The organism is Porphyromonas sp. C0041D3, from assembly GCF_056590575.1.
Window position 1 is genome coordinate 1 of sequence record NZ_JBWPWJ010000009.1, and the last position, 21704, is coordinate 21704.

The window sequence follows — 21704 nt, forward strand, 5'->3', positions numbered from 1 at the left end:
ACCACATGTTCCTCCGCTTGTGCGGGCCCCCGTCAATTCCTTTGAGTTTCACCGTTGCCGGCGTACTCCCCAGGTGGATTACTTATCACTTTCGCTTGGAAGCATACTGTCATATCGCATACTTCGAGTAATCATCGTTTACGGCGTGGACTACCAGGGTATCTAATCCTGTTTGCTCCCCACGCTTTCGTGCCTCAGTGTCAGACATACCTTTGTGAGCTGCCTTCGCAATCGGAGTTCTGCGTAATATCTATGCATTTCACCGCTACACTACGCATTCCGCCCACATCATGTACTCTCAAGTCTTGCAGTTTCAACGGCAAGGCTGAGGTTGAGCCTCAGCTTTTCACCACTGACTTGCAGGACCACCTGCGCACCCTTTAAACCCAATAAATCCGGATAACGCTCGTATCCTCCGTATTACCGCGGCTGCTGGCACGGAGTTAGCCGATACTTATTCTCGAGCTACTTTCAAACTCCCATCACGTGGAAGTCCTTACTCGCTCGCTAAAGAAGTTTACAATCCTTAGGACATTCTTCCTTCACGCGACTTGGCTGGTTCAGAGTTTCCTCCATTGACCAATATTCCTCACTGCTGCCTCCCGTAGGAGTTTGGGCCGTGTCTCAGTCCCAATGTGGGGGATCTGCCTCTCAGCACCCCTACCTATCGTCGGCTTGGTGAGCCGTTACCTCACCAACTACCTAATAGGACGCATGCCTATCTCACAGCGATAAATCTTTCCTCTCAGGGACATGGGTCCCTGAGAGTGTATGGAGCATTAGTCCGGATTTCTCCGGGTTATTCTCCGCTGTGAGGCAAGTTGCATACGCGTTACGCACCCATCCGCCGGTCGTCGTCATCGGAAGCAAGCTTCCAACACGTTACCCCTCGACTTGCATGTGTTAAGCCTATCGCTAGCGTTCATCCTGAGCCAGGATCAAACTCTCCATTGTTAAGAAAATTTTGTTCCTTTGCTCTTCTTCCTCTACTATCAAGAAGCGGATCAAGAGCTGCTCGTATGTTGCTCTTCGCTTTATTGGTTTCGTACGTTGACGTATATATATCGTCACTTAAACTTTCACCCAAGTTGTATCTCTCTAGGTCTCAGACGAAGTGACACTATTACTATCCCATCGTGAAAACTGGTATACTACTTGTTTTCTTGTCTTGTACTTACACAATTCACATCGCTCACTCCTTATCTCTAAGAAGGGCGATGCCCTTGTCTTATCTTTATGTCTATGATCTCTTTTTCAGCATCCCCAGCCCCTCGGGCGGTGATGTGAGTGCAAAGGTACGAAAGTTTTTCATTCCTGCAAGCAACTTGGAAAATTCTTTTTCCCGATCCGCTCACCCCGACCTCTGCCGGAGCCTCAGGAGCGTATCCCTCTCGGCTTTGCGAGTGCAAAGGTACAACATTTCTTACTTCCTGCAAGCCCTCTCTCGGAAATATTTTACGAAGATCCCGCAAGTCGCTGACTTACAACACGAAAAAAAACACATTTCACCCAAAGTCAGACCTCCCGTAGACCAAGCTCAAGACCCGCCTCCCATCAGCGCTCCACTAATACCGATATTAGGGTTGTCTAATACCGATATTAGAGTTGCCTAATACCGATATTAGTCGTCTCTAATATCGGTATTAGATTTCCACCTGAGCGGACTAGGAAAAAAAGAGGGCAGACCCGCTTGCAACGGATCTGCCCTCTCTATAGTGTGGTCCTTTCTTTCCTGTGGAGAAAAATAAGGGTTGCACTCCCGTGCAACCCTTACTATAGGTTCCACAAAATATTAGGATGTTAGGTAAGAAAGATTGATTAGGTTACGCATCTTGTGATTGTAATGATGCAAAGGTGCGACAAAATGGCGTTTACATCAAGGTGGCAAAATCTGTTACTTAACAGGAATGAAACATCTCGTTAGCAAACTTTTTGAATTTAAGCAGCGAAAATGCCAACTGCACCCGTCAATACGCCCTTTCCTACCTATTCCTTGCTTGCGTTGTCCTCGGCGATACGAGCCTTGATCTTGGCCTCGATCTCATCGGCGAGGTCGGGATTCTCCTCCAGGAGAGTCTTGGCCGCCTCGCGTCCCTGGCCCATGCGCATATCTCCGTAGCTGTACCAGGAGCCACTCTTGTCGATGATACCCATATCGACAGCGATGTCGACCAGCTCGCCGGACTTGGCGATGCCCTTGCCGTACATGATGTCAAACTCTGCACGACGGAAGGGTGGAGCGACCTTATTCTTCGCCACCTTGACCTTGGTGAGGTTGCCCACCTGCTCCTCGCCGTCCTTGAGGGCTGTACTGCGGCGGATGTCGATGCGGATGGTGGCGTAGTACTTAAGGGCGTTGCCACCGGTGGTGGTCTCAGGATTGCCGTAGCCACCGATCTTCTCACGGAGCTGATTGATGAAGATGCAGCAGGTGCGGGTCTTGCTGATGAGGGCAGCGAGCTTGCGGAGCGCCTGACTCATGAGGCGGGCCTGGAGACCGAGCTTATTCTCTCCCATCTCTCCATCGATCTCACTCTTGGGGGTGAGGGCAGCGACGGAGTCGATGACGACGACGTCGACAGCGGAGGAGCGGATAAGGTTCTCAGCAATATCGAGGGCCTGCTCACCGTCGTCAGGCTGGGAGATCCAGAGGCGGGAGAGGTCGACGCCGAGGGCCTCGGCATAGACGCGGTCAAATGCGTGCTCTGCATCGATGTAGGCAGCGAGACCGCCGAGCTTCTGCGCCTCAGCGATGGCGTGGATCGCGAGCGTGGTCTTACCGGATGACTCCGGGCCGTAGATCTCTACGATGCGACCGCGGGGATAGCCACCGACACCGAGTGCGAGGTCCAGCGTGAGGGAGCCGGTGGGGATTGCCTCGATGGGCTGCACTTCCTGAGAGGCCATATTCATCAGCGAGCCCTTGCCAAAGGTCTTCTCGATCTTGGCCTGAGCCGCCTGCATAGCCTTGAGCTTATTGGGATCCGCCTCGACGCGATGAGACTTAGGGGCAGCGCCCTCGATCTCCTCGGTGATGCTCTGGTCCTCGCCCATCTCTTTCTTATCTGCCATAGTATAGCTTGTCACTTATTCTTTTCCTATGAAAAAATCCTCAGAGCTCCAGATCGATGTCGTGCAGCTCGTGCCAGGGGAGACCCTGCTTAGCCACCTCCTCGAGGAAGGGATCGGGGTCAAACTCCTCGACATTGAAGACTCCGTGACCGCTCCAGAGCCCCTTGAAGAACATGATCGCGCCTGTCGTCGCTGGGACGCCGGTGGTGTAGCTTACACCCTGGGCACCGGTCTCCTTGTAGGCCGCAGCGTGGTCGGTATTATTGTAGATGTAGTAGGTGTGCTCCTCACCGCCACGCAGCCCTCGGATGCGGCAGCCGATGGAGGTCTGGCCTGTGTAGTCGCTCCCGAGCTCCTTGGGGTCGGGGAGGACTGCCTTGAGGAACTGAAGCGGGATGATATCGATGCCCTTGTACTTGATCGGCTCGATGCCCGCCATGCCGATATTCTGGATCACACGGAGGTGGGTCAGGTACTCCTGCCCGAAGGTCATCCAGAAGCGCGCCCGGCGGAGGGAGGGGTAGTTCTTCACCAAGCTCTCCAGCTCCTCGTGGTACATCAGGTAGCTCTCACGGGGACCGACCTCAGGGTAGGTGAGCGTCTTGTGGATCTCGAGTGGCTCGGTGGTGATCCACTCGCCATCCTCGTAGTAGCGCCCGTGCTGAGTCACCTCGCGGATATTGATCTCGGGATTGAAATTGGTGGCAAAGGCCTTGTGGTGATCACCCGCATTGCAGTCGACGATATCGAGGTGGGTGATCTCGTCGAAGTGGTGCTTGGCAGCGTAGGCGGTGTAGACGCTGCAGACACCGGGGTCAAACCCGCAGCCGAGGATGGCGGTGAGGCCTGCCTCCCTGAAGCGATCCTGATACGCCCACTGCCAGCTGTACTCATACTTCGCCTCGTCCTTGGGCTCGTAGTTGGCGGTGTCGAGGTAATTGACCCCGCAGCGGAGGCAGGCATCCATGATGGGGAGGTCCTGGTACGGGAGGGCGACATTGATCACCAGCTCGGGCTGTACACGCTCCATGAGCACGCAGAGCTGCTCCACATCGTCCGCATCGACCTGAGCGGTCTTGATGAAGTCCTTGCCACCGGGAATCTTGGCCACGAGGGCATCGATGGTGCTCTTCGTCCGACTGGCGATGGTGATGTCGGCGAAGATGTCCCTATTCATGGCCACCTTCTGAGCCACGACGGTACCGACGCCACCGGCACCGATAATAAGTACGCGTCCTTTCATATATGGATACTACTAATGAGTGTATGTGTCATAATCTATCGTCTCAAAGGTACCAAAAACTTAGTTGTCGGACAGCCCACCAAAAAGCCGAGCACACTAGTTTGATTGACAAGCTCTGCTACAGTAACTGATGGAATACACCATTATATATAGGATAGAGGGGGCTGTGTCGCATAGGCACAGCCCCCTCTATAGTTAATAACAGGGTCGATCAGCTCAGGCCATCGATCTCACCATTGACGATGTCGATCTTCTCGGCATTGGGGACCTTGGGGAGTCCCGGCATGCGCATGATGCTGCCCATGATGACGACGATCATCTCAGCACCAGTGGTGACGACGATGTCATTAACATGCATCTCGAAGTCTCTCGGAGCCCCGAGGAGGGAGGCATCGTCGGAGAAGGAGTACTGCGTCTTGGCGATGCAGATGGGGAACTTGTCGTAGCCCAGCTCGTCGATCATCTTGAGCGCCTTGATCGCCTTCTTGTCGTAGACCACGCGATCTGCCCGGTAGATCTCTCTCGTGAGGGCCTCGATCTTCTCCTTTACCGGGCTGTCGAGATCGTAGCCAAATGTGAGGGGCTTGGAGGGGTGCTTGTCGATGGTATCTACGACCACCTGAGCCAGCTCTGTCGCTCCCTTGCCGCCCTCAGCGAAGGCGTTATTGACGGCAAAGGGCACGCCGAGCTCCTCGCAGTGGAGGCGGATCGCCTCGAGCTCAGCCTCGGTGTCGGTGGGGAAGCGGTTGATGCAGATGACGACGCTCTGACCAAACTTCCGCATATTCTCCACGTGCTGATCGAGATTGGTGAAGCCCTTCTTCAGTGCCTCCACATTCTCCGTGCTGAGGTCAGCGTCCTTGACACCACCATGGAGCTTGAGGGACTTGGCGCTGGCCACAAGGATCGTGGCGGCAGGCTGGAGACCATTCTGACGGCAGACGATGTCGAGGAACTTCTCGGCGCCGAGGTCAGCACCGAAGCCTGCCTCCGTGATGGCGTAGTCACCATAGTGGATCGCCATCTTGGTTGCGATGACGGAGTTGCAGCCGTGAGCGATATTGGCGAAGGGGCCACCGTGGATGAAGGCGGGGGTATTCTCAGTCGTCTGGACGAGATTGGGCTGGAGGGCGTCCATCAGGAGGACGGTGATCGCTCCACCGATCTTCATATCTCCCACGGTGAAGGGGCTGCCGTCCTTCTTGTACCCGACGACGATATTGTCGATGCGGCGACGGAGGTCATCTATGTCCTTGGCGAGGCAGAGGATCGCCATGATCTCGGATGCGGGCGTGATGTCAAATCCCGTCTCGCTCACCTCACCATTACCATCCCCGAGGCCGGTGATGATGTGGCGGATACTGCGATCGTTGACGTCCAGCACGCGCCTCCAGGTGATCTTGGAGAGACCATCTTCGTCATTGCGGTGGCGGTAGGCGTAGTTGTCGACGAGAGCCGAGATGGTGTTATTGGCGGAGGTGATGGCGTGGAAGTCTCCGGTGAAGTGGAGATTGATCTTATCCATCGGCAGCACCTGTGAGTAGCCACCACCGGCGGCACCACCCTTGACGCCAAAGACCGGCCCGAGGGAGGGCTCGCGGAGAGCGACGATGGCCTTCTTCCCGATCTTATTCATCCCGAGGGCGAGTCCGATGGAGACGGTAGTCTTGCCGACACCGGCCTTGGTGGGCGTGATGGCGGTGACGAGGATCAGGTGCCCGGCACCGTGTTGCTTCTCCTTGAGGACATCCAGGCTGATCTTACCCATGTAGTGACCATAGGGAAGGAAGTCCTTCTCCGGGATATTAAGTGACTGAGCGATCTCCTGGATCGGCTTGAGCTTCGCCTCTCTGGCGATCTCGATATCTGATTTCATAATTGTGTTGTGATTTGGTTTTAGTGTTTGACCAAAGGTACCCATAATTTTGTGACAGCAGGTGCCCTAATTGCGATAAGAGATCTCTTTCCGCAATTTCATCAAAAAAGAGCGTGAGGATAGGCAGGTCACCCATCCTCACGCTTATATACTACGCTACTCTTACTCGCGCATACCCATCTCCTGATCGAAGATGGCGACAGCGCCCTCGCCGATAAGATCGAGGCGGTCGAGGTTGTGCTGTGCGTTCTCCTCTTCCTCCTCCTGCTCTACGACGAACTTCTCGAAGAAGACGCGTACTCCGTAGTCGTGGTCCTCAGTGGCCATCTTGACGATCTCCTCGATCGACTTGGTGATGGACTGCTCATGGTGGAGCGACTGGGTGAGGATCTCGCGGAGGGTGCCGAAGGAATTGGGCACCCCAGCGATCGGCTTCAGCTCGGGGCGCACGCCACGTCCCTCGAGGTAGGAGATCATCGCCTCAGCGTGGGCGACCTCCTCACGGGACTGGAGCTTGAGCCACTTGGTCACACCATCGAGGGCGCGGTCAGCTGTGTCCATAGCCATAGAGCGGTAGAGATAGGCGGAGTAGAGCTCCTTATTGATCTGCTCGTTGATAGCGGCGATCAGTCTTTCAGTCATCTTCATAGTGTACTGTATTTATAGTGATTAGTGATTGTTGTGTCATGAGTTGCCGGATGTGTCATCATCCACCTCCTCATACTCGACATAGCTGCCTCCACCGAGGTCATGCTGTGCCTCCCGCAGGATATCGGCACTGCTCTTCTGAGCGCGCTCATCCCGAGCAGCCTGCTCCTGAGCCTCCTCCTCTCGGCGGCGGTACTCTCGCTTGACCTGCCGATGCACCGCACTGATGCGTGCTATCTGCCGTATCAAGGGCCATAGGGAGTAGAGGATCACCCCTAAGACGAGGAGAAGGAGTATGGAAAATGGTGACATATCCTACTTGCAATTTTACTCTAACAAAGGTACCAAAAAAAGCTACCCACCTACATCAGTGCAAAAAGCGAGCCTCCCCGGACCCTTTAGTCCAAGGAGACTCACCCTCAAGTGCCCGGAACCGGGATCGAACCGGTACGGATGTTACTCCATTGGTGTTTGAGACCAACGCGTCTACCAATTCCGCCACCCGGGCTCTCGCGAGGACAAAGGTACGACATTTTTCTGACGGGATAAGTGTGCCTTTTTGTCAGATCGACAGATCCGAGGAGTTGTGCAACTAGGGCAGGAAATGTTGTCTTGCACGCCCCCGTGGGTTTCTCCGATGAGGTTTCTCACATAGATGGAAAAAGTAACAGAAATGTCACCCCTTAAAGCTATCTTTGCACAAATTATAAGCGACTAAGATAGGAAGTAATCAACCAACATACTTTATTTAAGATTTCTGCGTATGAGAACGAGAGCAATCTTTGCCGTCTTGGCACTTCTGTTGCTTGAAGCAGTGGCCATAGGACAGACGCGCTACACCGGTAAGGTCGTGGATCTTACATCAGGAGAGAGCATCCCGGGAGCCATCGTCCTGGAGAAGGGAACCTCTAATGGTGCCTCCACCGATATCGATGGCAACTTCACCATCAGCATCAATGGCAAGGGGGTCATCGTGGTGTCCTACATAGGATACAAGACCAGAGAGATCACAGTCTCTCCGGAGAAGAGGAGCTTAGGACGGATCGAGATGGCGGAGGACGCCAGCACCCTTGGCGAGGTTGTGGTCGTGGGGAATAGTCTCATCGACATCGTCAAGGATCGGCAGACACCCATTGCCGCGACGACGCTCACCGGCCCTCAGGTGACTGAGAAGATGGGTAACCTCGACTTCCCCGAGGCACTCAAGGGTGTCCCGAGTGTACACACCATTAATAATAGTGGGTATGGTGATGCCTACTTCACTGTGCGAGGATTTGACCAAGCCAATGTACTCGTTCTGATCAATGGTCAGCCGGTCAACGATATGGAGTGGGGTGGTATCTACTGGTCCAATTGGTCCGGCGTCGCTGACGTAGCGTCTGTCGTACAGCAACAGAGAGGTCTCGGATCCTCCAAGATCGGGATCTCCTCCGTCGGTGGTACGACTAATATTGTCACCAAGGCAGCTGACCGTGATCAGGGAGGAAGCCTTAAGTTTGTGACCGGTAACGATGGATACTTCAAATCATCCATCAGCTATGACTCCGGGCTGCAGGGACAGTGGGCCATCAGTGCTCTCGTCTCCTACTGGCGCGGTGATGGATACATCGACTGCACCCCCGGATATGGAGGGACTTACTTCTTGTCCATTGGATATAAGCTCAATGACAAGCACTCCTTCAACTTCACTACCACCGGGGCACCCCAGGTGCATAACCAGGGCTTTAGGGAGAGCATCTACACCTACGAGAAATTCGGCACCCGATACAACTCCAACTGGGGATACCTTGATGGAAAGCCGTATAGTTTCTCCAGAAACTTCTATCACAAGCCTGTTGCGAATCTCAATTGGGACTGGAAAATCAGCGATAAGACCTCCCTCTCCACGGTTTTCTATGGATCATGGGGCTTTGGAGGTGGTACCGGCACCTTCGGGACACCACACTATAAAATCCCGGATGACGAGAACGGTCTGATCAAGGTGGATGACCTCGTCAAGGCAAATAGAGGAGAAACCGTAGAAGGTATCAAGAAAAGCGTACCTGCCTGGGACGGGACAAATCTCGACAGTAAGAATCATTACTGGAATGGCAAGCATGTAGTGACAGAACGTGGTGGGGGTACTGTACTTCGCTCCTCGATGAATAACCACAGCTGGTATGGTCTGCTCTCAAACCTTGATGCAAAGGTGGGAGACAACTGGACTTTCAATGCCGGAGTCGACCTCCGTACCTATGTCGGCAAGCACTACCGGGTTGTGAATGACCTGCTGGGTGCCGATGCGTATTACGAGAATGTGGACATGAACTCCGCAGGCGTCTTTGTGGGAGACGAGGTAAGCCTCAATCCTCTGGCCATCTCAGAGATGCAAAATGCTCAGAAGGTAAATCGTAACTACGATAGCCACGTAGGCTGGACCGGATTCTTCGGTCAGGCAGAGTATAATAACGAGCATATCTCGGCATTTGTACAGGGGTCAGTCTCCAGTCAGTTTTATAAGCGTCACGAGTACTTCGAGGTGCCTACCGCTGAGCAGTGGACCAAGTGGACTAACCGCTGGGGTGGTAATATCAAGGGAGGAGTCAACTGGAAGTTTGACACCCACAACAATGCTTTCATCAATGCCGGATACTTCTCCCGTCAGCCCTTCTTCTCATCCCTTTATCCTAATGCATACACTTCCCGTGCCAACGAGATGCAGGAGGGTATCAAGAACGAGGGTATCACAAGTGTTGAGGGTGGCTACATATTCAATTCCTCTCTCGTCAGAGCTGTCCTGAATGCGTACTTCACACAGTGGAAAGACAGGTATCAGTCCTTTAGCGCAAATATAGGTGAGGATAGAAGGCAGGCGCGCACCTACGTGGATCAGGTTCACAGTGGTGTCGAGCTTGAGGTGACTGCTCACCCGACTCACTTCCTCGACATCTTCGGGATGATCTCATATGGTAACTGGAAGTACGGAAGTACCGCCATTGCTGATATCTACGATGATCTCAATCGTCCTGTACAGGGAGAGAAGCCGAAGCTGTATCTCGAGAATATTCCGATCGGCGGTGCTCCACAATTCCAGACCCGACTTGGTGCCAAGGCACGTATTTACAAAGGGCTGAGTGCAGACCTGAACTGGTATTACAACGACCGAAACTACTCTGCTATTAATGCAACAGACTTCAAAAAGGAGGGTACAACCAACCTGAAGATGCCTGCTTACAGCACTTTGGACGGAGGCGTATCGTACCGACTCAGATTCAGTGACACAAGTGCTGTGAAGGGACTCTCTTTCAGGCTCAACGTCAACAATATTCTTGACACTAAGTACATCGCACGCGGTTTCAATAACTACGCTGCTGATGCCAAGGAAGAGAACAACTGGAAGGGAATCAACAAGAAGAACCAGGTGGCCTTTGGCTACGGTCGCACTTGGTCTCTCTCTGCCACGATGAACTTCTGATCACTTAGTTACACACATACTTTCATTATCCCACGCCTCCTGAGAGATGGTGGCGTGGGATAATCATTTTTGAGTAGAAGCATGAGAAAATACATCGTTCTTATCCTGACATGGATAGCCGCCTGCACTGCCCTATCAGCACAAGAGGAAGCAGTGAAGATCCTGTACTTCAACGATGCCCACGAGCCGGACATGGTCCCTACTGAGGGGGGATTACTCGGAGGAGTTGCCAGAATGAAGACAGTCGTGGACTCCATCAGACAGTCCTCCCCTGATGCCCTACTACTATTTGGGGGAGATCTGGGCGGTGGCACCCTCGCCGGAAAGCTGTACAGAGGGAGCATAATGGTAGACTTCCTCAGTGAGATCGGTGTCGACTACGCCAACTATGGTCAGCACGACTTTGACTACGGCATCGACAACACGCTGGCACTGACTCATCGGGCGAGGTTTACGTGGATAAGCAGCAATACTATGACCAGGGAGGGTGGTACCATCAGTGGCAGTGTCCCATTCGCCATTCACAGGATCGGAGACCTCAGCATCGGCATTATGGGGCTGGTCGATAAGGTGAATACTTCATCGCCCCACTCAGGGATCACTCAGAGAGACATCATAGACTGCGCCCGGGATGCCGTAGGCCATCTGTCCAGAGCAGACTACATCATCGCACTGACGCAGATGAATAGCGAGCTCAATGAGCAGCTCCTGCGGGAGTGTCCTCAGATCGATCTCATACTGGGCGAGGAGACCTCCCAGTACATCACCAACGTACACTTCGTGGGAGATAAAATGATCGTCGATGGCTGCGGCAATATGGGTCACCTCGTCGAAGTGACGCTGCGCAGTAAGGGTGGTAGTCACACTCTCTCAGTACATCCCGTCAGTCCGTCAGTGAGACCGGACGAGCGTATGGAGAGTCGTGTCCGGGCAATCGATGAAGAGATCGAGTCCCGACTAGGAGTCCGGCTTACCACACTGCCTCAGGACCGCATTTGTACACGACGACGGACGGGGGATCTGGTGGCTAAGGCCTTCAGAGAGCATTATGGGACAGACATCGCCCTAGTACAGAGTGGTGGCATCCGTGCAGACCTGAGGAGTGGAGACATCACCCTGAGAGACGTGTACTCCATCCTTCCCTACGAGAATCGCATCATACCCGTCAGACTCCCCGGGTACTCCGTCCGGAGGCTCCTTGAGAAAGCGATAATAGACGGAGACGATGTCGCACTCTCGGGCGTGGAGATAGACAGATCCAATGAGGAGCTAATCATCCGAGTGGACGGAGCACCATTGGAGGAGAACAAGGAGTACACTATCGCTCTGTCGGAGTATGTCTTGAGCGGAGCGGGAGGATTTGACAAAATAGCCGATAGTTCATATCTTCTGCCCCTGGACAGAGCCGATACGGACTCGGATATACTGATTCGGTATCTCTCTTCGCACAGTGCGGAGTAATTCTTCCTTGCTACTTGCTCGCTACCGTTGTCTTGCCCTGGCCCTTGGGGATGGTGTAGTAGATGACGGCAAAGGAGATGACGATGATGATGAGATTGTAGAGATAGGCGGCCATCGCTCCCTGACGGATCGTGACATTGTCCTGTCGCCCGACAAAGGTGACCACCTCGCTGAGAAGGGTGACCGGCTCAGCGGAGTAGGCGATGTCCTGGAAGATCGCCGTCGAGATGGCAATGCCAAAGGAGCTGCCGAGCGAGGAAGCCATCTTGAAGATCCCGGAGCCGATCCCCGTGCGGCTCTCCGGAGCGTAGCCAGAGCCGAGTCGGTAGAGGCGGTGGCAAAGAGCCCCAGCCCGGCACCGAAGAGCGAGTAGGCGATCACGACAAGCGTCATATAGGTACCTGCCATCACATTTGTCGGGAGGAGCAGACAGAGGGCCACTGCGACCGTGCCACAGGAGAGGAGCATAGGGAGTCGCGCACCATAGCGCTGCATCAGCTTCTCCCCCACACGGATGAAGAGCAGGATCGACACGCCGTAGCCGATCGACATCAGCCCCACCTGATCCACCGGCACCCCGGAGGCGAGCTGCAGGAGACTGCTGACGATGATGATGATGCCGGTGGAGGCATTGAGGAGAAAATTAGCCACCGTGGCGCCGCTGTAGACCGGGTTTCGGAAGACACGGAGGTCGAGGAAGGGGTGCTTGGCACCCCGCTCGATGCCGATGAAGAGGAGGATGAAGATCGTCGCCGTGAGGAGCAGGCCAAGAGACTTGACATCCACCCAACCCCACTGCGGACCCTCCGTCACATAGAGTTGCAGGCTGACGATGCCGAGGATCAGCGTGGCAATGCCGGGGATGTCCCGCCCGCCCTTCGCGTCACTCCCCGGGCGGTAGTAAGGCAGGGTCCGGATGAGGAAAAGCCCGAGGAGAGCCACCGCCGCAGCGAGCCAAAAGATCCACCTCCAGCTGAGCCACTGAGTCATATATCCCCCGAGTAGGGAGCTAAATGCAGTACCGCCCCAGGTACCCATACTCCAGAGGCTGATCGCCCGCTGTCTCCCCTTCTCGTCCCAGAATACCCGTAGCAGTGCCAGCGTCGAGGGCGTCACGCAGGCGCCGCTCAGTCCCTGACAGATACGCCCCAGCAGCAGTATCGGTGCCGTGAGTGGTGAGTGACTGGGTGTCAGGGCGATGAGCACCGCCCCCACGATCGCCAGGATCAGCCCGAGGCGGGTCATCCGCGTGTGCCCCAGGCGATCCCCGAGACCACCGATGAGCACGATCAGGATCCCGCAGACGAGGGAGGTGACGGAGACGGCGAGATTGAGCAGCGAGGGGGAGAGCCCCAGGTCAGCATTCATCTCGCCCCTCACATTGAGGAGCGTCATGGCAAAGAGCCAGAAGGAGAGGAGACCGCATATAAATCCGAAGAGGATCCGGTCATTGCCTCTAAAGGTGGTAGTACTATCCTTATCCATTAGCGCGAAGTGACTTAATTGTTGGTAGAGCAAGATACATAATTGTCGTAAAAACGGAAGCGCCCGAATTTAGGTACTTTTGCATCCGAGGGTCACTCCCCCACCCGGTGGAAGAGGGGGAGATCACTCCATAGAGCAGAGCAGAGACAAATGGACTTCAGAGACTTAGTGATGGAGCGCTACAGCGTCCGTCAGTGCGATACGACACGAGAGATACCGGAGGAGGATATGCAGCTGATCCTCGATGCAGCGGTGCAGGCCCCCACAGCGTGCAATAATCAGCCCTTCCGCATCTACCGGATCCGCAGCCGAGAGATGCGCGAGCGTGCAGAGCAGTGGTACAATAGAGCCCACTTCCGCACCGCACGCGAGGTGCTCCTGATCGTGGGGGAGGATGCCGCTGCCTACGTCTATCCGGATAAGGAAAATAACTCCCTCTACACCGACACCGCCATTGCGATCGCCTACATGCAGCTCCAGGCGGAGGACCTCGGGATCGGCTCCGTCTGGATCAATGCCTTTGACCGACCCCTCTGCGCCCGGGACATGGGGCTGGAGATGGGCAGGGAGACACCCGTCGCACTCCTCGCTCTCGGCTATCCCCTACCCGACGCCACTCGGCCGACCCGCAAGCGGAAGAGCATAGACGACTTAGTCAAGACAATCTAAACCCTTTTCATCAATAATCATGAGGAAAATACTCCTTACCCTACTCACCATCAGCGGTCTCGCACTCACTGCCACCGCTCAGGGCTCCGGCGAGCTCCGTGACCATATCACCGTCACCGGGTGGGGGCAGACCTATTACGATGCTGCCTTCGGTCCCAATGTCCATGGGACCAATACCTTTGCCATCAATAAGATCAACCTCGTCGCCAAGGGTCGCATCACCGACCGCTGGAGTATGGGCATCCTCGTCCAGCTCCACAGCCCGGCGAAGCTCAAGGAGCTCTGGCTGCAGTACACCCTCATGCCCCAGCTCAGGGTCCGCATCGGGGAGATGAAGACCCCCTTCGGTATGGAGAATCAAATACCCCCCTCCCTACTCCCTCTCACCTCCGGCTGGACCACCCCCACCTGCTACTTTGCCGGCGTAAGCGGTGACCCGCTCTACCGCGGCACCTCCGGGCGAGACATCGGGCTCGAGCTGTCGGGCGACCTCTGGGGCAAGATCCTCACCTACAAGCTCGCCGTAATGAATGGTCAGGGGATGAATACCCTCGATCTCGGCACCACAAAGATGTATGGCGGTGCGCTCTACATCCGCCCCTACCAGGGCATCACCCTCCACACCTCCTACCTTGGAGGAGAAATGCATGCGATGGGCACCCGGGGAGCCATACAGGCGGGAGACGCCTACAAGCGCAGTAGCGCCAGTGCTGGTCTCACCCTCGACTACCGTCCCATCACCCTCTCCGCCGAGTACCTCATCGCAGAGACCGGCGAGACGACCAGCGACGGTGCCTACCTCATGGCTGTGGGGCACCTGCCGAAGAGCTTCGAGCTCTATGGTGCGGTCGACTGGCTCAGGACCGACCGGAGCTCAAGCGAGAGCCTCCTCACCGGCACGATAGGCATCCAAAGATGGTTTGCCAAGAAGTGCCGCTGGCAGCTCGAGTACCGCGTCCCCGGCACCCTGGGTTCTGAGGCGGGCTTCGGACCGGTGCATCACATCAGGACGCAGGTGCAGTTCGGATTCTAAGAGAAAAATATCGTACCTTTGCCACACATTTGAGGAGAGTTGGCAGAGTGGACGAATGCGGCGGATTCGAAATCCGTTGTAGTGCAAGCTACCGGGGGTTCGAATCCCTCACTCTCCGCAAGCCTATGGGTGCACGTCACAGAGTATTGTGGCGTGCACCTTTTTTTGTGTCCCCACCACCGAGATCCCTACATAATTTGGCAAAAATCAGCCGAGGGGCTAAATGTGGATTGTACAATCTTCCTTTTGCATTTTGCTTGCTCCTTTGATAGAAAAGCTCTAACTTTGTAAAACTTTCTGCAAGACAGAGGACTCCTCGGAGAGTACTGATATTTAGAGTAATGGAGAAGGAATGATTACCAATAATAAGAAAGATGTTGTCGACCTCGATCGACACCTCAATTGTCACTACTACGCATGCGCACTACGCTGCCCGCTCAGTACCTATACTCTCGAGCGGGGCGAGGAGTTGACCATCGACAGCGAGAAGCACTTTATGTTTGTCTTCGTGGAGGCGCGCACCTCATCCTACAGCTATAGAGATGAGACAGAGCGGCACGCCTTCCGGGGGGATCACTTCCTCTTCTTGGGCACGCAGCGCACCGTCACCATCTATGGCGATGGCAAGGAGACAAAGGTCCACACCTTCTTCTTCAGCAAGCCCTCGCAGCTCTGCGACAACTACTCCATCGCTCGGCTCAAGGACAAGGCACCCACGTCGCATGTCTTCATCTCGCTCCCCACACACGAGTCGATCAAGATGGTGCTCGACAGCATGCTCTATATGAATAGTCACCAGCTCAATTGCATCAACATCTACGAGTCGAAGCTCAAGGAGCTCTTCTTCTTCCTCGGCGCCTTTTACGACCGGGAGCAGATCGCATGGCTCCTCGCCCCACTGCTCCGCCAGGAGATCGACTTCAAGGAGTTTGTGGTCCAAAACTTCCTCCGCGCCAAGACCGTCCAGGATCTTGCCGACCAAAGAGGGATGCCGGTGCGGGTCTTCAAGAAGAGATTTCAGGAGACCTTCAATGTCCCCCCCTACACCTGGATGCTGCAGGAGAAGGCGAAGTATATTGATCGTCAGCTCGCCGATCCCGCGGTGCCCTTCTCGGAGATCATCAAGGAATTTGGTTTCTCCTCCCCGAGCCACTTCACCGTCTTCTGCCGCCGTCAGTACGATATGACGCCTACCCAGCGCCGGCATAAGCTCCTCCGCGAGAAGGCGAGGACAGGGCAGTCCGATAAGTAAACTCCCCTCACCGGTACAGAGCCCACATACAGAGGTCCCCCGCAGGATAGAAATGCCTGCGGGGGACCTCTCTTTTTTTGCTCTCATCGGATCAACGTATTACTCCGGTGTGAGACGATCAAGCTAATAGCGGTATTAGCCTCGAGACTAATACCGCTATTAGATGTGGCTCCGGTGCACAATCACCTATGCTGAGAGCCGAGGTTGCTTAGTGACCCTATACTGTAGTGCTCAGAAGTGACAGCCTACAGATAGGGCGAGGTGATTGGTCTCCCGTTGTTGCGGGGCTACCCTACAGGATAGACCTACGGAGACATTGCGGGTCGGCTGACAGCCGAGACCTCCGGTGAGGTAGTACCGACCGGGCAGTATGGTGCCACCGAGCTGGAAGCTCATGACGTCCAGGAATGCTGCACCCAGTCCGACACCGACAGCGTACTGCTTAGCAGAGGCGGGCTGGACAAGGTAGTCCCCGGTCACCGCTGCGAGCAGGGTCCACTCCGAGGTGAGCCCATAGCGCAGGTCACCGGCGAGGGTGACGGAGCCGGGCATAGAGTACTTGCCACTCTTCTTGCCGTAGAGTACCGCTCCACCGAAATTACGGAGAGAGGCTCCGAGGGTGTACCCGAGGGGTACAGAGGAGAGCCGGCTGCCGTAGGTGGCACCGAGCGACCCACCACCGGTGAGAGCGATCTTACCGATGTACGACTCGACGAAGTGTCCCACCACGTAGGCTCTCCAGTGATTGTTGATGCGAAGGGCATAGCCGAGGTCAGCGGTGATGTCCATCGGGTGTATCTCGCGACCATCCCCGCTCTCCGTCGACGTGAGGACACTTCCCCCGCCGAGGTAGCGGAAGCCTGCGATCAGGGCATGCTTGTCGCGAAATCTCCAGCTCCCGGTGACGGCGTTGTAAAATCCACTCCCGGAATACATCGAGTCATGCCCAGTACCGATGATGCCGGTGTAGGAGAGCGAGAAGCGCTCACTCCGGTCAAATACTGCCCCGGGGGCTGAGTAGATATAGTGTCCTCCGGAGAGGGTGCTACCGCCCGTCTGTCCCATGGCGGCAGAGAGTGCATCAGGATTTTGCGAAAGCACGGGTAGCGTCCCTGAGTCCTGTGCGGATGCGGTGAGAGTGATCCCAGCAAGGAGGAGAGCAATGACGTATATTGGTTTCATGATATACATAGGGTATGAGTCGATTAGTACTTCACGAAGTATCGGGTATACTTCAGACCATTATTACCCTCCACCTGGAGCAGGTACTTGCCACCGGCGAGCTTGGAGAGATCCATCTTGTGGGTACTCCCCTCACCTGTGATGCCACTGACAGCCTCCTTGTAGACTACCGAACCATTACCGGCGATGACGGAGATGGTGGCGCTACCGATCTGTCCCGAGAGGACGACATTGAGGTCACCATAAGTCGGGATCGGGTATACATGGTAGACTATATCGTCAGGCACTGCCCGGATGCTGAGACTGACATAGAGCTCAGCACCCAGCTCATCGACCGCATGTATCTGCACCGTGGAGCTACCCTTGGTGAGTCCCTTGAGGGTGACCACACCATCATGCAGCTTTACTGCGACGACCTGATCCGCAGAGGAGGTGACGGCGTAGGTCAGCTTATGCCCATCGGGATCGGTGATGAAGTCTCCGAGAGAGAGGGTCTGCTCACGGCCTATCGGGAGATAGGTGAGCGTGATCGGCTTGGAAAGCACGGGGGCGGAGTTGAGGTAGACCTCGTAGGAGATCTTCACCTCCGTCTCAGCGCCATACTGGTCCCTCACGACCACAGCGAAGTCGTGCTTCCCTACGGAGCCTCTTGCCGAGAGATCGACGAGGATCGTCTCCTCCTCTCTATTGGCTGAGATGCCGAGGAGATCGCCCTTCATGGTATAGGACCAGGTGTGACCCTCCGGGTCAGCTACCTTGAGGAGCAGCCGAGCTGTCTCACTGCCGGCGAGGCGGATCTCCTTAGGTCCCTCTACGGTCACCACAGGAGCGGCATTATCGAGCGTAGAGGAGGAGAAGAAGGTGGGTGCTGCCTCATTGCCCCAGCGGTCTACCGCCACTATGGCATAGTGGTAGCCCTGATGGATAGAGAGGTTGCGGCTGGTATAGGAGACCTTATCGCCCACATTATACTTCAGTCCAAAGACCTTGGTAGACTTTGCACTCTTGTAGGTAGAGGCGGTGAGGGGCTCCTTATCACTGTAGTAGATGACGTAGTAGCTTGCGGTACGGTCATCAGGGTCTGCCACGGCAGGGAAGGTAATGGTCAGGTCGGTATATCCCGGCTCTGCCTTTACGTCCTTGACCTGTGCAGGAGCCTTGGAGGTGTCGCTGTCGAGCGCACGAGCGGCATCGAGGTATCCGGTACCGAGGATGCCCTCAAATCCTGGATTGTGCTCATTGATGTCCGACGGGCGGAGGGCAGAGAGGAGGCGACGCTTACAGTCGGCATTCGTGAAGCCGGGACCGCCATACTTGGAGACGATCAGCCCGGTCACTCCACTGGCGTGAGGACAGGCCATCGAGGTCCCCTGCATAAATTCGTAGTAGCTCTGAGCAGCGAGGATATTCCCCGTCTGCTCGTCCACCTTCTTCTGTACCGAGGTGCTGTAGATCTGTCCACCGGGATAGTGGAGGTCACCACCGGGGCACATCAGGTTGATCCACTCGCCACGATTGGTGTAGTACGCCTTCTTCCAGTCGGGAGCCATAGCGGAGATGGTCACCACCGGACCGTAAGCGGCCGGGTAGGACATATCGTCCGAGGACTCATTCCCGGCAGCAAAGAGTACCACCCCACCCTTCATCGGGGAGTCGGGCAGCTGATTGCCATCGGCATCGCAGCCGGCATAGTCGATAAAGTAGTCGATCGCAGCCTTGAGAGAGGGGGACATAAACTTGGATCCACCCCAGGAATTCTGTGCAATGACGGCGCCATGATTGGCAGCGTAGGCAAAGGCGCGCTCAAAGGCCTGCCCATTCTTTCGTCCAAAGGCATCGCAGACCATGATCCGTACACCGGTGTCGGGACTGCCATTACCACCGGCTACACCGCAGACACCGATGCCATTATTATTCACCGCAGCGATCACACCCGCCACGTGCGTGCCGTGGGCGTCGTAAGCGATATTGGCATCCTCGTCGGCAAAGTTGTACCCGTGGATATCATCCTTGTACTCGCCCTGACCGGGATTGGGATTGACCCAGATATTCTGGGCGAGGTCCTCATGCTCGTAGTAGACACCACCATCGATGACAGCGACGATGACGGAGGGGTCTCCGGTCTCCTGCTTCCACGCCTCAAAGAGGTTGAGATCAGCCCCCTTGAGCGACTTGAGTCCCGATCCCGTATTGTGGTAGTGCCACTGCTTGCGGAGGTAGGGGTCGTTGAAGGGCATCACATCCTTCTCGTCCCGCTCTGAGTCAAAGCCGTAGGCTCTGAGGGGGAAGAATACCGGCTCATCCATCGTCCGGTAGAGAGGCACCTGCTCCACCAGATCCACGCCGGGGAGATCAGCGACCTCAGACGCAGAGCGGAGTGTGGTACTCTCACCGGCACTCTCATCGAGGATAATGTCGTACCAGAGGTGGAGCCCCGCCCGGCGCATACGCTTCTCATAGGCAGGCTCCATAATGAAGACCGGTCTCACCTCGCGAGCACCGATACTCCAGAGGAGATCGCTCATGGGCGCATCACAGCTCCGTAGCGCAGGATCATCAGCACGGAGGGCACGGGTACCGATCTTGTCGGCCAGCTCGGGCGTCAGTCGGACGCGGACGAGACCGGGGACGGTCGCCCCCTGACCTGCCGGATCGACCTCGGCAGACTGCTCAGGCGCCTCGGGGTCAAGTGCCGTCCTGTCGGAGCAGGAGGCAAGACCGAGTCCGAGGGCAATGAGGAGGGCTAATAGCCCCATACTTGGCTTTTTTCTCATTTCCATAGCTTCTTCATCTGAGTCATCTTATGGTCGAGAGCACTCATCTGCGTTTTGGAGGACACATAGGGCAGCATCATGACGACGAGTGACGGATCCTCCTCTCCCTGGAAGTGGGCAAATTGGGTCCTCATCTGGATCCCCTTGTCCGCATTGATGAAGACATCCATCTTACCTTCCTTGTCCTTACCATTGTACTTGAAGCCATCCTTCTCACAGAGGGCAAGGAACTCCTCAGTGATATTGAGGCGGCCGTTGTACTCCCAGTAGACCAGATTGATATCAGACCACTCCTGGAAGGTAGCAAGCAGGGCTCCGACCTTCCCCTTGGAGGCATCCCAGCTGAGGTAGTAGTTGCGCGACTTGATCTGCTTGCTGCCGGGCACCTTGTACTCGAAGTAGCAGATGTTATTGGCATCATCATACTGGTCTCCATCGGGGTTGTAGACACCGCCATTCTCCTGCTCGTACTTCTGTACCTCGCTGTAGTCGGCACCGAATGCTACGGGGATGTAGGGGATCTTGTCGAAGGTCTTGTAAGCCTGCGGCTGCTTCGGGATGAAGATGTACTCGATATTGGGGTCGTAGGTGTGATCCTTGATAGAGGCTACGACGCGATTGCTGGGATTGAAGTAGCGCAGCTTGCCCTGCTTCTCCGTGAAGCCCTCAGCGAGGAGTGCGGAGTCGATGACATGCATCGCCTCCTTGGTGATCATCGTCTCACCATCCTCGTCGGTGGTGGTGTAGTCGGGGGCGATGTAAGCCTGTGCGGCAGTCATCACACCCTTGGTGGAGAAGGAGTAGGCTATCTGGCTCATCATCGGGCTGGTGGTCGTGAAGGTGACCGAGCCGGTGAGCGTCTGCTTGATCATGCTCCTGCGCTCCATCTCGAAGCGGGAGATGAGGCTCATGGTGCCGTACTCAAAGTCAATGTAGGGCAGGAGGAAGAGTGGCCACTCCTTCTGCTTCACAGTGACCGCTACGGTACCGGCCTCTCCCTCTACCTGGAAGATGATCTCGCTCTGACGCGCGCCACCACTCTTATTGGCATCGGCGCGGAGGATCACCTCCTTCTTCCACGGGAGGGAGGTGACCTGGATCCAGTCGGTGGCTGAGGTGCAGGTCCAGCCCTCGCCATTGACGCGGACACTGATGGTAACCTCGCTGTCCCACGGCTCCAGTACGATCGCCTCCGGGACGGTGGTCACATCGAGGGCGTTGCCCTCCTGGGTCACCTTAAGAGCCTTGACTAAGTCTCCCGCCTGCACGAGCACGACGGCATCACGCTGGCCGATCACCTTATTCTCATCATAGACCAGCTTGACGGACTTACCCTCAGGTACTGCGGTGATCCAGTCTCTATTACTGATGGCGACGACGGACTCCTCATTGGTCTGCACGTTGACGACCATCTCGCCCTTGTCCTTGGTAAGGCGTACTTCCGGCTTATCGAGCTCGAGCATGGTCGGCTCTTTCTCTAAGCTCTCAGGCGTACATCCGAAGCAGAGGAGTGCCGTGAGGAGCGATGCAAGTATATATAGTGATTTATTCATGA

14 protein-coding genes, 2 tRNA genes and 1 rRNA gene are annotated in these 21704 nt (G+C 55.7%); 6 read left to right on the forward strand and 11 right to left on the reverse strand.

Features of this window, described 5'->3' with window-relative positions:
- The 7 genes from AC1EKE_RS07035 to AC1EKE_RS07065 all read right to left on the reverse strand — a co-directional run.
- A 16S ribosomal RNA gene (locus AC1EKE_RS07035) occupies window positions 1-954 on the reverse strand; the annotation flags it as partial.
- Window positions 955-1986: 1032 nt separating this feature from the next.
- Window positions 1987-3072 (reverse strand): recombinase RecA, encoded by a 1086-nt coding sequence (recA, locus tag AC1EKE_RS07040; RefSeq protein WP_296122175.1) that lies wholly within the window; start codon window positions 3070-3072, stop codon window positions 1987-1989.
- Window positions 3073-3112: 40 nt separating this feature from the next.
- The gene (locus AC1EKE_RS07045) at window positions 3113-4315 is read right to left on the reverse strand and encodes a saccharopine dehydrogenase family protein (RefSeq protein WP_480308828.1); all 1203 of its coding nucleotides are present in this window, start codon (window positions 4313-4315) and stop codon (window positions 3113-3115) included.
- 211 nt (window positions 4316-4526) lie between these two features.
- Complete coding sequence (locus AC1EKE_RS07050; protein WP_480308829.1) at window positions 4527-6191, reverse strand: formate--tetrahydrofolate ligase; 1665 nt, start codon at window positions 6189-6191, stop codon at window positions 4527-4529.
- Window positions 6192-6353: 162 nt separating this feature from the next.
- Window positions 6354-6839 (reverse strand): ferritin, encoded by a 486-nt coding sequence (locus AC1EKE_RS07055; protein WP_480308830.1) that lies wholly within the window; start codon window positions 6837-6839, stop codon window positions 6354-6356.
- 36 nt (window positions 6840-6875) lie between these two features.
- Complete coding sequence (locus AC1EKE_RS07060; protein ID WP_296164898.1) at window positions 6876-7151, reverse strand: hypothetical protein; 276 nt, start codon at window positions 7149-7151, stop codon at window positions 6876-6878.
- A gap of 112 nt (window positions 7152-7263) precedes the next feature.
- Window positions 7264-7347: transfer RNA gene (locus AC1EKE_RS07065), tRNA-Leu, on the reverse strand.
- 255 nt (window positions 7348-7602) lie between these two features.
- Between AC1EKE_RS07065 and AC1EKE_RS07070 the strand changes: the two genes are divergently transcribed.
- Together AC1EKE_RS07070 and AC1EKE_RS07075 are read left to right on the forward strand one after the other, a co-directional pair.
- The gene (locus tag AC1EKE_RS07070; RefSeq protein ID WP_480308831.1) at window positions 7603-10293 is read left to right on the forward strand and encodes a TonB-dependent receptor; all 2691 of its coding nucleotides are present in this window, start codon (window positions 7603-7605) and stop codon (window positions 10291-10293) included.
- Between the two features lie 81 nt (window positions 10294-10374).
- The gene (locus tag AC1EKE_RS07075) at window positions 10375-11754 is read left to right on the forward strand and encodes a bifunctional metallophosphatase/5'-nucleotidase (protein ID WP_480308832.1); all 1380 of its coding nucleotides are present in this window, start codon (window positions 10375-10377) and stop codon (window positions 11752-11754) included.
- Between the two features lie 21 nt (window positions 11755-11775).
- Here the strand turns inward: AC1EKE_RS07075 and AC1EKE_RS07080 are convergent, their stop codons facing one another.
- Window positions 11776-13239, reverse strand: coding sequence for an MFS transporter (locus AC1EKE_RS07080; protein ID WP_480308833.1), 1464 nt, complete (start codon window positions 13237-13239; stop codon window positions 11776-11778).
- A gap of 150 nt (window positions 13240-13389) precedes the next feature.
- Here AC1EKE_RS07080 and AC1EKE_RS07085 point away from each other — a divergent pair, with 150 nt between their 5' ends.
- The 4 genes from AC1EKE_RS07085 (at window position 13390) to AC1EKE_RS07100 (ending at window position 16193) form a co-directional block, all read left to right on the forward strand.
- Window positions 13390-13908: a nitroreductase family protein gene (locus AC1EKE_RS07085; RefSeq protein WP_480308834.1), complete on the forward strand. Its 519-nt coding sequence runs from the start codon at window positions 13390-13392 to the stop codon at window positions 13906-13908.
- Between the two features lie 19 nt (window positions 13909-13927).
- A complete protein-coding gene (locus AC1EKE_RS07090; RefSeq protein WP_480308835.1) occupies window positions 13928-14941 on the forward strand; it encodes a hypothetical protein in 1014 nt (337 codons plus the stop codon).
- 33 nt (window positions 14942-14974) lie between these two features.
- Window positions 14975-15059 (forward strand) — tRNA-Ser (locus AC1EKE_RS07095).
- Between the two features lie 234 nt (window positions 15060-15293).
- Window positions 15294-16193 carry a helix-turn-helix transcriptional regulator gene (locus AC1EKE_RS07100; RefSeq protein ID WP_480308836.1) on the forward strand — a complete coding sequence of 300 codons (900 nt, stop codon included), beginning with the start codon at window positions 15294-15296 and terminating at the stop codon, window positions 16191-16193.
- Window positions 16194-16424: 231 nt separating this feature from the next.
- Here the strand turns inward: AC1EKE_RS07100 and AC1EKE_RS07105 are convergent, their stop codons facing one another.
- The 3 genes from AC1EKE_RS07105 to AC1EKE_RS07115 are packed head-to-tail and all read right to left on the reverse strand — an operon-like array spanning window position 16425 to window position 21702.
- A complete protein-coding gene (locus AC1EKE_RS07105; protein ID WP_480308837.1) occupies window positions 16425-17375 on the reverse strand; it encodes a PorV/PorQ family protein in 951 nt (316 codons plus the stop codon).
- Window positions 17376-17398: 23 nt separating this feature from the next.
- Window positions 17399-20149, reverse strand: a complete 2751-nt coding sequence (locus AC1EKE_RS07110; protein WP_480308838.1) for a S8 family serine peptidase — start codon at window positions 20147-20149, stop codon at window positions 17399-17401.
- Window positions 20146-21702: a BACON domain-containing protein gene (locus AC1EKE_RS07115; RefSeq protein ID WP_480308839.1), complete on the reverse strand. Its 1557-nt coding sequence runs from the start codon at window positions 21700-21702 to the stop codon at window positions 20146-20148. Before AC1EKE_RS07115 ends, AC1EKE_RS07110 begins: the two co-directional genes overlap by 4 nt.
- Between the last annotated feature and the right edge of the window lie 2 nt (window positions 21703-21704).

Bases quoted from the DNA above. Each gene is read 5' to 3' on its own strand.
- AC1EKE_RS07090 (WP_480308835.1), top strand. From the start codon at position 13,928: ATGAGGAAAATACTCCTTACCCTACTCACCATCAGCGGTCTCGCACTC.
- AC1EKE_RS07115 (WP_480308839.1), bottom strand. From the start codon at position 21,702: ATGAATAAATCACTATATATACTTGCATCGCTCCTCACGGCACTCCTC.
- AC1EKE_RS07105 (WP_480308837.1), bottom strand. From the start codon at position 17,375: ATGAAACCAATATACGTCATTGCTCTCCTCCTTGCTGGGATCACTCTC.
- AC1EKE_RS07110 (WP_480308838.1), bottom strand. From the start codon at position 20,149: ATGAGAAAAAAGCCAAGTATGGGGCTATTAGCCCTCCTCATTGCCCTC.
- AC1EKE_RS07075 (WP_480308832.1), top strand. From the start codon at position 10,375: ATGAGAAAATACATCGTTCTTATCCTGACATGGATAGCCGCCTGCACT.
- AC1EKE_RS07100 (WP_480308836.1), top strand. From the start codon at position 15,294: ATGATTACCAATAATAAGAAAGATGTTGTCGACCTCGATCGACACCTC.
- AC1EKE_RS07060 (WP_296164898.1), bottom strand. From the start codon at position 7,151: ATGTCACCATTTTCCATACTCCTTCTCCTCGTCTTAGGGGTGATCCTC.
- AC1EKE_RS07080 (WP_480308833.1), bottom strand. From the start codon at position 13,239: ATGGATAAGGATAGTACTACCACCTTTAGAGGCAATGACCGGATCCTC.
- AC1EKE_RS07045 (WP_480308828.1), bottom strand. From the start codon at position 4,315: ATGAAAGGACGCGTACTTATTATCGGTGCCGGTGGCGTCGGTACCGTC.
- AC1EKE_RS07070 (WP_480308831.1), top strand. From the start codon at position 7,603: ATGAGAACGAGAGCAATCTTTGCCGTCTTGGCACTTCTGTTGCTTGAA.
- recA (WP_296122175.1), bottom strand. From the start codon at position 3,072: ATGGCAGATAAGAAAGAGATGGGCGAGGACCAGAGCATCACCGAGGAG.
- AC1EKE_RS07055 (WP_480308830.1), bottom strand. From the start codon at position 6,839: ATGAAGATGACTGAAAGACTGATCGCCGCTATCAACGAGCAGATCAAT.
- AC1EKE_RS07050 (WP_480308829.1), bottom strand. From the start codon at position 6,191: ATGAAATCAGATATCGAGATCGCCAGAGAGGCGAAGCTCAAGCCGATC.
- AC1EKE_RS07085 (WP_480308834.1), top strand. From the start codon at position 13,390: ATGGACTTCAGAGACTTAGTGATGGAGCGCTACAGCGTCCGTCAGTGC.